The organism is Pseudoalteromonas sp. SCSIO 43210 (assembly GCF_054133285.1).
In genome coordinates this window covers 3,231,653-3,244,515 of sequence record NZ_CP087225.1, presented here as the reverse complement: position 1 = coordinate 3,244,515, position 12,863 = coordinate 3,231,653, and the positions used below count along the sequence as shown (strand labels likewise).

At 36.3% G+C, this 12,863-nt stretch carries 10 protein-coding genes and 1 pseudogene; 9 read left to right on the top strand and 2 right to left on the bottom strand.

Going from position 1 to position 12,863, the window contains the following annotated elements:
• The first annotated feature begins 6 nt into the window (after positions 1 to 6).
• From LOS73_RS13900 to LOS73_RS13870, 7 genes and pseudogenes are all read left to right on the top strand, one after another.
• Positions 7 to 1,812, top strand: a complete 1,806-nt coding sequence (locus tag LOS73_RS13900; RefSeq protein ID WP_033030604.1) for a sugar transferase — start codon at positions 7 to 9, stop codon at positions 1,810 to 1,812.
• Positions 1,813 to 1,978: 166 nt separating this feature from the next.
• The gene (locus tag LOS73_RS13895) at positions 1,979 to 2,287 is read left to right on the top strand and encodes an STAS domain-containing protein (RefSeq protein ID WP_007375204.1); all 309 of its coding nucleotides are present in this window, start codon (positions 1,979 to 1,981) and stop codon (positions 2,285 to 2,287) included.
• Positions 2,288 to 2,303: 16 nt separating this feature from the next.
• Entirely contained in the window at positions 2,304 to 3,158 is an 855-nt protein-coding gene (locus tag LOS73_RS13890) for an OmpA family protein (protein ID WP_008135514.1), read from the top strand.
• A gap of 3 nt (positions 3,159 to 3,161) precedes the next feature.
• Positions 3,162 to 5,242 (top strand): annotated as a pseudogene (locus LOS73_RS13885) (SLBB domain-containing protein).
• Positions 5,239 to 5,943, top strand: a complete 705-nt coding sequence (locus LOS73_RS13880) for a ParA family protein (protein ID WP_007375201.1) — start codon at positions 5,239 to 5,241, stop codon at positions 5,941 to 5,943. Before LOS73_RS13885 ends, LOS73_RS13880 begins: the two are co-directional and overlap by 4 nt.
• A gap of 7 nt (positions 5,944 to 5,950) precedes the next feature.
• Positions 5,951 to 7,411 (top strand): SpoIIE family protein phosphatase, encoded by a 1,461-nt coding sequence (locus tag LOS73_RS13875; protein ID WP_008135518.1) that lies wholly within the window; start codon positions 5,951 to 5,953, stop codon positions 7,409 to 7,411.
• 79 nt (positions 7,412 to 7,490) lie between these two features.
• The gene (locus tag LOS73_RS13870) at positions 7,491 to 8,891 is read left to right on the top strand and encodes a sigma-54-dependent transcriptional regulator (protein WP_096793277.1); all 1,401 of its coding nucleotides are present in this window, start codon (positions 7,491 to 7,493) and stop codon (positions 8,889 to 8,891) included.
• 1 nt (position 8,892) lies between these two features.
• Here LOS73_RS13870 and LOS73_RS13865 read toward each other — a convergent pair whose 3' ends face one another.
• Complete coding sequence (locus LOS73_RS13865) at positions 8,893 to 9,903, bottom strand: glycosyltransferase family 4 protein (RefSeq protein ID WP_457933856.1); 1,011 nt, start codon at positions 9,901 to 9,903, stop codon at positions 8,893 to 8,895.
• 21 nt (positions 9,904 to 9,924) lie between these two features.
• Between LOS73_RS13865 and LOS73_RS13860 the strand changes: the two genes are divergently transcribed.
• Positions 9,925 to 10,275 carry an Hpt domain-containing protein gene (locus LOS73_RS13860; RefSeq protein ID WP_007375197.1) on the top strand — a complete coding sequence of 117 codons (351 nt, stop codon included), beginning with the start codon at positions 9,925 to 9,927 and terminating at the stop codon, positions 10,273 to 10,275.
• On the opposite strand, the gene LOS73_RS13855 is transcribed toward LOS73_RS13860, so the two are convergent.
• Positions 10,254 to 11,126: a gluconeogenesis factor YvcK family protein gene (locus LOS73_RS13855; RefSeq protein WP_457933855.1), complete on the bottom strand. Its 873-nt coding sequence runs from the start codon at positions 11,124 to 11,126 to the stop codon at positions 10,254 to 10,256. The genes LOS73_RS13860 and LOS73_RS13855 overlap by 22 nt on opposite strands.
• A 489-nt stretch (positions 11,127 to 11,615) precedes the next feature.
• On the opposite strand from LOS73_RS13855, the gene LOS73_RS13850 reads away from it, so the two are divergent.
• Positions 11,616 to 12,794, top strand: a complete 1,179-nt coding sequence (locus LOS73_RS13850) for an IS4 family transposase (RefSeq protein ID WP_457933648.1) — start codon at positions 11,616 to 11,618, stop codon at positions 12,792 to 12,794.
• Positions 12,795 to 12,863 lie beyond the last annotated feature (69 nt).

Below are 12,863 nucleotides of genomic sequence, written 5' to 3'. Positions count from 1 at the left end.
AAAATCATGACTTATTTAATAATTGTTCTCATGGTGTTGATTGTAACCGTTGTGTACCATCACGTTGGTTATTTAGCGCTGTTAAAGTTGGTTAGTCGACGGGCTCATAAACGTATATTCCCAGAGGGGAATATAAGAAAAAATAATCGATTTGGTATTTTGGTGTGTGCTTTTAATGAGCAAGAACACATTAAAGAAAAATTACATAACCTCGGCGCTATGCTCTATGACACTGAGCTTTATGCCATTCATGTTTATTTAGATGGATGTACAGATAACACATACGAAGAAGCGATGTTGGCTCAATCACATCTTGCTCAGCAAAACGTAGTGTGCCACTTGCATTATAATAAACAAAACCAAGGCAAAGCACATGGTATTAACGAGTTAATTACACTAACTAAATCAAATTACGACGTCTTGCTGTTTACCGATGTGAGTGCCTTATTAAGTATTGATGTATTAAATAAAATTGATACTGATTTTAAAGATCCTGATATTAAGGTCATTACAGGTGTTTATGTTCTAGATGAACACGCAACCCCAGAGCAACAACACTATTGGCAATATCAAAATAATGTAAAAAGCCTGGAATCATCACTTGGTGCGGTGATTGGTGTGCCAGGAGCCATGTTTGCTATTCGTTCAAAATACACAGATATATTGGATGAAAATACAATAAATGATGATTTTATATTGTCTATGAAAGCCTTAAAAAATGGCGGCAAAGCGGTCGTAAATAGCGATATTAACATTATTGAAAGAGAGTGCGATGAGCAAAGCCATGACTATGCTAGAAGAGTGAGATTAGGAGCAGGCAATTGGCAACAAATTAAAATATTATTTGAGCTATTCAATCCTAGATTAGGGTGGGTTAGTTTTAACTTTATTTCACATAAAGTTTTGCGTGGCGTAATGCCAATATTGCTTGCTTTAATTTATATTTTACTGTTTTCAATGGCATTTTTCTCGAACTTATTGTTAGTTAAGTTGTTGTGTTGCGTGATTGTAGCCGTCCATAGTCTCTTTGTGATTAAAAGTACTCTCAACATTAAGGCCAAGATCCCTATCGTTGATAAAGTTAATTATATTCTTAATGCTTATTTTTTAGCGTTATGGGGCATTATTAAATTTGAACGTGGTGATTATAAAAAACACTGGGAAAGGGTTCATGATAGAGAAGCTGAACCAAACGTCAGTATTAAAGTTATAAAACGTATAATTGATATTGTTGGCTCTGTGGTAGGACTAACTTTACTGTCTCCGATCATGCTTTTAGTGGCTGCAACAATTAAAGTAAGTTCACGTGGACCGGTACTGTTTAATCAACTTAGAGTGGGAGAGAGTAATGATAACTTTGTTGCCCTTTTTAATGTCCTTAAATTTCGCTCGATGGTGGTTGATGCTGAAGTAGCAAGTGGCGCGGTATGGGCAAGTAAGGACGACCCTAGAATTACACCTATAGGGCGTTTCATTCGTAAAACGCGTTTAGATGAATTACCTCAATTATGGAATGTGCTGGTAGGCGATATGTCACTCATTGGTCCTCGACCAGAGCGACCTGTATTTTACTCCAAGCTTGAAAAAGATATTCCTTATTTCTCTCAGCGTACCTACGGTATAAAGCCAGGTATATCGGGGCTTGCTCAAGTAATGAATGGATATGATGAAAGTATTGATGATGCAAGGAAAAAAATAGGTTGGGATTATGCTTATATGTTAAGTACATCATCTCCACGTAGTTGGTTTTATATGGAATTGACTATTTTTTTGAAAACACTCGTTGTTGTATTTACTGGAAAAGGGCAATAATTATTTTTGCATAATGCAATCCTACTTTTAAAAGGGAATTGCATTATGCTTTACTATCCTCAAGCGCTCCCACTGCTAAATTAAAAGCCATTAATTATCAATATCTTAAAGTTGGTTCGTTTCTTGTAATAGTTATATTGAATTTAATATTTAATAGGTAACTACGATGATAAATTTAACCAGTGAAAATGAACATAAAATAGTATCGCTTCCAAATGACTTTTCAGGTTTTACTGTTGATGGATTTAAAGATGAATTTGAAGAGCTAGTTGATACAGGTACAGACTTTATTATCTTGGATTTTTCAAAGACTGAGTTTATTGACTCTTCGGGTATTGGCGCGATTGTCTTTCTTTATAAAAGAATAGAAAAAAGAAGCCATAAATTGTCATTACTCAATGTAACTGGGCAGCCGTTTAAGCTAATGAATCTTCTAAGAGTGGATAAAACCATTCCATTTATTGATTCGCTTTAACGATAAGGAGAGCGATATGAAAGCACACATTTTTTTCATCATAACCTTGCTTTTAAGTGGGTGTGCTTCTTGGCCTGATGAGGGGCAAGGGGGTTGGGCCGAAAAATATCAAAACTATCCATTAAATGATGAGCAAACAGATAATAACTTTACACAACCCGAAGATGTGGTGAGAAGTGAATTTGAACACCTTGTTTTTAAATTAGAACTTTTAAAGTCACAAGATATAAAAGCATGTATGCCAGCACAGCTTTTAAAAGCTCAAATTTACGAAAATCGTATTCGAAGGCTTATAGCTGCGCAAATGTGGGAAGATGCAGAGCATGACTTATTGATTCACTACCATGGGCTCAATCAACTAACAAACCATTTTGACACGGTTCAAAAGCTCACTCATTGTGCAGTTAATACCACTTCAGAAACGACTGTATCTAGTGTTAAAAAACAAGTAGCGGATTTACTAAATAGTGATAATCAATTTGCATTTAATGCGTTTGAAATAACCCCTAAATATGCAGCAAGGCTTGCTCAAGCTGCTGATTTAGCTAAGCAACTAGATAGTATTTCAATTTTGTTAGTGGGTCATACTGATTCAGTTGGTGAAGGGAATAATAATTATGAGCTTGCATTAAAAAGAGCTGAAACAGTAAAACATTGGCTCGTCGTTTATGGTGTTAAAACTCAAAGTATTACCACACTTACACAAGGAAGCTTAAAGCCCTATAGCAAGCAATCCCCAACGGAAAGTGTCCGCCATTCTGATAGGCGAGTTGAAGCGATAGTCCTCAATGCAAGCAATAATAATATGCAAGATGATAACGCTAAAGCACTTGTTAATTGGACAAAAATTATTAAAAGCAAAGAGGAGTAAATTATGAAATTTATATTCGCGATTGCGGTGTTTATTTTATCATTCAATGTTTACTCAGCTTCTGATGAAAGTAATGCCATAGTGCAAGTGGGAAATAAGCTTTTTCTATATATTCCAGGTGAAGCAGAATTTGATACAACGTTTGAAGTGGATAAAAGAGGACAAATTAACCTCCCAGAAATAGGCCAATTTAATGTGGCTGACAAAACGACTATGCAAATTGAAAGTGAGTTAACCCCCGTACTTGCTGAACTATTTGTTGCAATGGATGATTTTTATGTAGCGATCCACAGCAGAGATATTCTTATTAATGTACTTGGTTATGTAGTGACACCATCGCAAGTGAGTATTCCTGATGATGGGAATATTCAAATGGTTATCTCTAAAGCAAACGGTTTAAAACCCGGTGCTCAGCTAGATAGAATACAGATAAGGCGTGGTAATGAGGTAATTGAATTTGATTATAAATCATATTTAGATACAGGAAATATTAGCCTGTTACCTTCTCTAAAAAGCAAAGATACTGTGTTTGTGCCAGTATCGCCTTTGCTTGGTAATGTGCAAATAGACTTTGATGCGCAAACACTCAGTGCAACAGGGGATGCCAGTGATAGCAGCGCGATAACTATTTTAGGTGAAGTACATAATCCAGGGAGTTTTTCCTTTAAAGAAAATATGAGTATTTTAGATGCACTTATGCGCGCAGAGGGGGTCACTCGTTATGCTGATGTAACTAAAATAAGAGTCATTGTTGATAAAACACCTGTTATTTTTGATTTGAAAGGGTACCTAGATAAACCCTCAAATAGCACTATGCAACTGCTAAAACCTGGCTCTACTGTGTATGTGCCTATTATGGTTGATGACGTAAACACAACGTCACGTACGGTTTATATTATGGGAGAAGTGCAAAAACCAGGCGCGTACGAAGCGGCCGATAGCACAAACTTTTTAGATATTTTAGCCAATGCAGGCGGACCAACACGATTTGCTGAAACTCGCCATATCAAAATATTAACACCAGAAGGAGACAGTATTTTATTTGATTTACAGCGTTATAGCGAAGGCAGTGTAACGACCAAAGTACCAGATTTAAACCCTGGCGATGTAATTTTTGTACCTGAAAAAACAGATGTTAACGAAAAAAGCTGGCTTAAAATTCCGACTAAACGAGCTATCAAAATAATTGGTGCCATACATTCTCCAGGTCGATACGAATGGAGTAATGAAATGGATTTTACAGACTTAATAGCTCATGCCGGGGGCCTACAAAAAGCGCTAATATCAATGATATAAAAATACTGCGTAATGGTGATGTTACACAACGCTTTGATCTTGAAAAGTATACTATTACTAATGGTGACACACCGCTGCCAAATTTAGTTGCGGGTGATACAGTTATATTTGAAGAGCTACCAGTTGATCCGTCGGATAATAAATCCCAATGGATCCGCCAAGAGTCGAGTAAGTCTATTTATATTATGGGGCAAATAGGTTCGCCAGGTCGTTACTCGTTTAACGAAAACATGCACTTTATTGATATTTTAGCTGCAGCAGACGGCCCAACAGCGACGGCAGATATTCGTAATATTAGAATCACTCACCGTAATGGTAATCGAGCTAAAGTAAGTAAATTAGATCTCGCCATGTACTTTGAAACAGGCGATGAAACTTTGTTTCCTAATGTATTACCAGGAGACACTATTTTTGTACCTGAAAAAGACAAAGATTGGCTCCGTACACCTAAAGAACGGGTAGTACGTATAATGGGGGCTGTACAAAAACCGGGTCGATACAATTTTGACGATACAATGTCCATTTTAGATGTATTAGCTGAAGCAGGCGGCCCTTCTAACTCAGCATTGATAGATAAAATAGTTGTTGTTAATCATTCATGTTGTAAAGAACAGTCTCGTGTATTTGATTTAGAGGCGTTTATTAAATCACCAAATTCAGTAAATATTCCAGTATTAAGAGCGGGTGATACGCTTTACATACCAGAGAAAGGGCAGGATTTACTTAGTCAATTTAAAGATAACTTTTTAGATGTTATTACTATTCTTGCATTAGTGGTGGGCTTATGAAATTAATACCAAAACAGTATTATGAGCTGGAAGTTATATGTAACATGATGATTGATAATTCAGCTCGTTGTATCACTTTTATCTCTTTATCAGGTTCAGAAGGGTCATCTAGTGCATGTGTTAGTGTTGCTAAGCGATTACAAAGCCAACTTAAATCAGTGCTAATAATTGATTTAAACCCAATCAATACATTTTGCTCAGATGATAAGTTACCAACAATTTCTAAACCATGGTGCTTTGATGATATTTCTTGTCAATTAGGCGTGACTAATTATGAAGGTATCAGTTTATTAACCATTAAAAACCTAGCTAGGATTGAACCGGCGAAGAACAAACATGTACTAAATGACGCAGTTGATCGGCTAAAGCAAGAATACGATTATATATTAATTGACATGTCACCGGTGTTAAAATTGAACAGGAATAATGTGCCACTGCATTCCTTAAGTTTATGCAGTGAATTAACCTTCGTTACCGTGGGGCTGGGGGTTAACGATGAAGAGTCGCTTTGCAAAGGTGTGAGAGAATTAAAGCAAGCAGGGCATAGCAATATCAAAATATTGATAAGCCAACATAATTTTGCGCCATTAGGTGAGCGTATAGTTAAACTTTTAGAAAAGCATACGACAAAATGGCCAAAGTTATGTACTACTCTTAAAGCAAGAATTAATAAACAAAGATGGTTGTTTGAACATCATTGAGGGTGCAATGGATATATTATTTGAAAGACGCTTTGAACTACTATGGCCAACATTGACTGAGATTCGCCTCATTCTAAAGCACGTTTTAAGAGCGCTCAATGTAAAAAAGGATGAGGTGGATGCCGCAGGCTTAGTTACTACAGAGTATTTAACAAATCTAATTAGACACAACCAAGGTTCTGAGCATCAAATTTTATTACGTATTAGCCAGCCTAGTAGCGACAGCTACATATTAACATTCATTGATGAGCTAGCCCCATATAACCTTTTTAAAAACAACAATTCATCGTGGAAAATAGACTCTGGAAAACTCGTTGAAGGAGGAATGGGAGTTGAGTTAATTCGTTATTATTTTAAGGACGCAGATTATATAACGAAAAATGGCAAAAACTTTTTTTCATTCCCTTTAGAGCAAATAGATAGGCGTCCAACGATTATCTATGTTGATGATGATGTCACTCAGCTTGCCCTCATGAGCGCTTATCTAAATGATAAATTTCAAGTGATTGCCTGTGAAAGTATAGAATCAGGATGGCAGGCAATTTTAACCGCTGACGCAAGTATTTTATTACTGGATCATAAATTAAAAAATGGGACATGTGAGCCCTTATTAGAAAAACTTAATAAGTCTAATTTAAAGTCGCAACTATCAGTTGTTATGTTAACTGGCGATGACAGTGATGAAGTGATACATAAAATAAATCGCTTAGGTGTTGACGATTATTTAATTAAACCGATTAAAAAAAATAAGTTACTACAAAGCATCGAACGTGTAACTCATCGTTTTGCTTACTTGTCTTATCAAACTACTTTTGAGTCAGCGCCTTCTAAAATTCATTTACAAGATGAGAAAACCGCTCATATTTTTGGTTCAATTAGTTTGGGTAACGGCGGTGATTTTTTTATGCCCATTAATGATGAATGCAGTGCTTTTATTCTAGGTGATATGATGGGACACGGATTACAAGCATTAAAAGAAAGCTTTGCTATTAAAGGTTTTATAAGTGGCTTTTTGGCAACCGGTCTTCCTTATCAAAAAATGTTAGTGGCTTTAAATAACGCGATCTATAAACAACAGCTATGTAAATCTAGTTTAGTTACGCTTGTCATATTTTTCTTAAAAAATAATAAAATATATTGGTTAAATGCAGGTCATCCTCCACCTGTCGTTTTGCGAAAAACAGGCGAAATTTGTCAATTAAAAGGCACCGGTCCACTGCTTGGTCTCGCTCAAGATCATAGTTATACACTTTATGAAGCAGCGCTTGATAACGTTGAACATATTTTACTATACACGGATGGCTGGACTGAAAACCGCTTTACCGATAAAGATGAGATATGTGAATTAACTAAAATTATACCGTTAGATAAACACGCTCATGCTGAGTTTGCTAACACGTTATGGGAAAACTCACAGGTTACGCTTTCAAAAGAAATTGATGATGCTTCGCTTATTGTAATTAATTGAATTTGCTTTAATTAACCTTTTATAGTTAAATCATTACAGATTCACAGCTTCTTTTTGGCTTGCTAACAAGGAATTAACTATGCCACCAACAGTGTTAATTGTCGAAGATACTCAATCTCTTGCAATGATGTACCAATCATATTTATTACCGACAGGAGTAAATACACTCGTGGCAAGTGATGGTGCAACTGCAATAGCGATTATTAATAAGGTGCAGCCTGATCTAATCGTGCTCGACGTAATGCTACCGGATATGAATGGATTAGACATTCTTGCTACATTTGATCCAGAAAACTGTCCACAAGTTGTTGTATTAACAGGGCATGCTACAAAAGAAATAGCGATTCAGTCAATAAAGCTAGGTGCATGTGACTTCCTAGAAAAACCAATAGAAGCCGACCGTTTTCGGATTACAGTTAATAATGCGTTAAAAATTAAAAACTTAAAACAAACGGTTAGCCAATACAAAAACAAATACGAAAACGGAAAATACTTTGATTTGATTGGTAGTTCAAAACAGATGCAATCTGTTTATCAAATTATAAGTTCTGCTTCCGCCAGTAAAGCCACTGCATTTATTACAGGTGAAAGTGGTACGGGAAAAGAACTATGTGCTCGTGCAGTTCATCAAGCTTCAAATCGCGCTGATAAACCTTTTGTTGCACTAAACTGCGCGGCTATCCCTAAAGATTTAATTGAGAGTGAAATTTTTGGTCATTTAAAAGGTGCTTTTACGGGGGCAATTGCGAATCGCGTTGGCGCTGCAGGTCAAGCCGATGGTGGAACATTGTTTTTAGATGAACTTTGTGAAATGGACATTAACCTACAAAGTAAATTACTTCGCTTTATACAAACAGGTAGCTATCAACAAGTTGGCAGTGAGAAAGTTGTAAAAGTAGATGTTAGATTTGTGTGTGCAACAAATAGAGATCCATTAGTTGAAGTGGAAAGTGGCCGGTTTAGAGAAGATTTATATTATAGATTACATGTTATACCTATTGAATTACCGCCACTAAGAGAGCGCGGCCAAGATATTATAGAAATTGCTGAAGCTTTATTTGTTAAAATAGCGAAAGACGAAGGTCATCCATATAAAGGCATGGCAGGGGGGGTTAAGCAATTACTTATGCAATATAGTTGGCCTGGTAATGTAAGGCAGTTAGAAAATGTGATTCGTAATGTATTGGTACTCCATCCTGAGGCATTTATAGATATTGATATGCTTCCCGCTTTACCTGAAAATTCAAAAAAAGCGATTGAACCAGCACCAATGAGTATTCAAACTAAACCTGCGAATATATTAATTGACGATTTACCAAATACACAAAATGATGTTAAAGCATTATGGTTAGCTGAAAAAGAATATATTGAACGTGTAATAAAAATATGTTCATCAAATATACCTAAAGCCGCTTCACTACTTGATGTTAGCCCATCGACACTTTATCGAAAGATTAAAAGCTGGGAAGAAAATGAATAGTTTATTTTCCTGTATACGCTTGGTGAAGCAATAAAAATTGTTTTTTACCAGAGAAACGCTCCTCTAGCATGTTATATGCGTCATTTAATAAGTTAACTTTTGCTTGGGGAGGGAAATTAATTAATTGCTCTATGCTTTTTTGACAATCTTTAGCATCACCAACACTCATTAAAAAACCAGTTTTGTTATTTTTAATGATACTTGGTATAGCGCCAACAGTACTGCTTATAACCAGTTTATGCTGAGACATTGCTTCTAATAATGTCATAGGCAAGCCTTCTTCTCTAGAACAAATAAGTAAGACATCTATTTGATTCCATATATTATTGCGTTCAGTTAAGCCATGATAATGTAGGTTATTTATAACAGGTATTTTATTTTTTAGAGGGCCGTCACCAAAAATGTGAAATTCAACATTGTTAGACTGTTTCATGTTTTCAGCTAATTGAAAAAATATATCTGGTCCTTTTTCATAAGAAAGCCTGCCAACAAACCCAATCTTGATAGTTGATGTATGAATAACCGGTTTTGAAGGCGCTGGTAAAGAGATAAAATTTTCAAGTAATTTTACATTGCTAATTGTATTTTTTATTTTGTTTGAGACCGCAAAATTTATAGATAACGATGAAAGCCATTGATCTAGTTTATTATAAAATTTAACTTTTCCATTCCCAACTTCGCCAGCATGGTATGTGCTAATACAGCGTTTGTTGATAATGTTACATACTAATCGGCCTAATATACCTGCCTTATAGCCATGCGTATGAACGACAGTGTTGTTATCATAACTGAGTAGTTTATTAGCGAGGTTTTTAATTTTCCCTTGTAAAAAGTCATACCTTATGTTTTCTTTAATCAATAAATCATAAAATTTTTGATTGCCATGATTTTTATAAAATAAAATTGAGCTACGAACATTATTTTTACTCAGTAGTTTTGATAATTCAACGATGTGGGTTTCAATCCCCCCCAACATGGAAGAGTCAACAAACAAAATAACTTGGTAATTCATAATAAACTCCAAAAGGTAGATATGATAGATTTAGCGGTAATAGAACAGCTCAAGAATGATATTGGCGACGACACAGCTGTTGAACTACTAAAATTTTTTGTCGACGAATCAAAAAAAACAATGGCGATAATACTTAATTCAAATGAGCGTGATGAGATAGAAATTAACGCACATAGTCTCAAAAGTAGTTGTTATAGCTTTGGTGCGATAGCGCTAGGTGATACATGTAAATATATTGAGGAACTTATAAAAACCGAGCACTCAAAAAAGGATTTACATAATCTTCTAGAAATAGTCGAAGTGCAAAGCAAGCAAACATTCAACGAAATGGCATTTATTATTGCAAGCAATCAAGATTGCTCACAAAGCTGAATTGGTACTTTAAGTAACTCCGAGAATATGTTTTTTAGTTCGTCAATATCATGCAAATGTTCTCTGGACTGTAGTGCATTTTTATTGTCATTAAAAATCTCTTCAATTGCAGAAGGTGAAATACTTAAATCGTATATTTTAAAACCTAGGTGATCTTGTAGCCAGTCGATCCCAGTAGTTGACGTGTGTTTCATGACGCTATTTTCTAGCGTTGTGTTCTCAATGAAAATACGACAGGCAGATGTTTCTTGAATAGCCAAAGAGATCTCTTCTACTAAAAAGGCAGGCATAACACTTGTAATAATACTGCCTGGACCAATTATGATTAAATCGGCTTCCAAAATAGCACTTACGCACCCTGGCGCTGCGGGCACATTTTTAGACAAATGCACTTTTGTTGGTAATGTGTCTAACGCATCAATAGCACACTCACCAAAGACCTCTTTATTATTTTTAAGGGTGGCGATTAGATCTGTCGGGATCTCTGTCATAGGCAAAACAGTTTCTGAATTACCAAGTATTGCATTAAAGTAAGCAACAGCTTTGGTGGGAGATTTGGTGAGCTCAGTTAAGCCCAACAACGTTAAGTTGCCTAAACAATGGCCATCTAACACACCTTCTGAAAACCGGTGTTCATAAATTGAGTTAAGTGCCTTTCTATTTTCTGCAAGTTGCAGACAACAGCGCCTAATATCACCCAGAGCAATGCATTCTTGAGATTCCCTTATTTTTCCCGTACTTCCCCCGTTATCAGTTGTTGCGACAATTGCTGTTAAACTATTACACATTGGTTTAATTGCGCTTAAAACCTGCGCTAATCCATGACCGCCGCCTATACACACTATTTTCATTGTTATGCCTTTGTGTTTTATTTTCCTAATTTGATATAGCAGGAATTATTCCAAGACACATAAATTTATAATCTATTGATTTATAATTATTTAATGAGTTCTAAAAGAAAAGGGTCCGGTTGTTATTGCTCTTTTTTGCAAAGTGCAATGCATTTTGATGAGAAAAACTACAATGCAGAGTCATTCAAATATAGGTATAGGAAGGTGTTCAATCTAGGGGCGATTTAATCGCGGCGTGAGGTTTGTAACCTAGTGGGCTCGGTAACTGCTTCTGCGTTACCCTAATGACTTACATCCATGTAAGAATAAGTAAAAACCGAGCAAAGCTTCCGTGTCCTGCTCACGCCCCTTACCTAAATCCATTTAGGTAACACAGAGTAAATTGCACCTAGGCAGAACCCTTCGGGCTGACGAATCCCCAAAACGTGACAGGCACAGCAATTTATGATCTTATGTAAATCACCACAACCCACATAAGTCACAACTGCTATGCCTGACACATCAGTTTGCCATAAGTACTTTAAACATGCATTAGCGCCATTCAATAATGCCAGAGTAAAAACATTACTAAGCTGCAGTAATGCATTAATTTCGGGCAATAAACTTACCTTAACTGAAATCGGCAGAAATTTGTCTGGCGCTGTGGATGTAAAACATAAAATAAAACGCGTTGATCGCTTCTTAAAAAATACTCACCTCTACAATGAAAGGGTCGCTATCTATAAAGCATTAGCTCATCCTATTATCGACTCTTTACCAATGCTTGCAATTGCCGTTGACTGGAGCGGTGCCTGTGGTCACGACTATCACTTACTGCGAGCAAGCTTACTTGTGGATGGGCGCTCTATCGTGATTTATAACATGATTGTTGAGCAGAAGAATTTTGATAGCCCAGCAACCAACAGCCTGTTTTTAGATGAACTTTATGAAGTGCTTGGACGACATCCTAGTGTCTATATTGTAACAGACGGCGGCTTTCTTACGCCTTGGTATAGTAAAGTACGCGAACTTGGTTGGCATATGATAGGTCGATTAAGAGGCTCAATGAAGTGTAAACTAGCCATGCAATCACAATGGCATACATTAAAACAACTTAGGGCTGGTGCCAGCGATATACCAAAGGCGTTAGGTCAAGCAAGACTAACTCAGTCCAGCCCGACAGCATGCGATGCATTTTTACACGTATATCATGGAAAAAATAAAGGAAGAAAAGGAAAAAGCAGATTTACGAAAGATACAAAAATGTATCAAAACTTAGCGAAAGAGCCATGGTTACTCGCGACATCAGACAATACAATGACGAGTAAGCGAGTAGTTGGTTTATATAGTAAAAGAATGCAAATAGAGCAAAATTTCCGCGATGACAAAAGTTTGAGATATGGTTTTTCGTGGCGTTTTAGTAAAAGCACCGGCATAAATAGAATAGGAATATTATGCTTGATAGCCACAATAGCGAGCACTGCGTTATGGTTTATAGGGTGTGAAGCAGAAAAAAGAAAGTGGCATATAAACTTTCAAGCAAATAGTGTTAAGAATCGCCGAGTTCTTTCATTTTTAACCTTAGCCAAGCAAGTCATAAAGCTATGTAAGAGACGTATTACACAAAGCTATATAGAAAAAAGTTTAAAAAACTTTATTTTTAATTATCAAAAAGAGGCCGCTGGATAAAGTGGGGATCCCTCAGCCCTTCGGGCTGACGAATCCCCAAAACGTGACAGGCACAGCAATTTATGATCT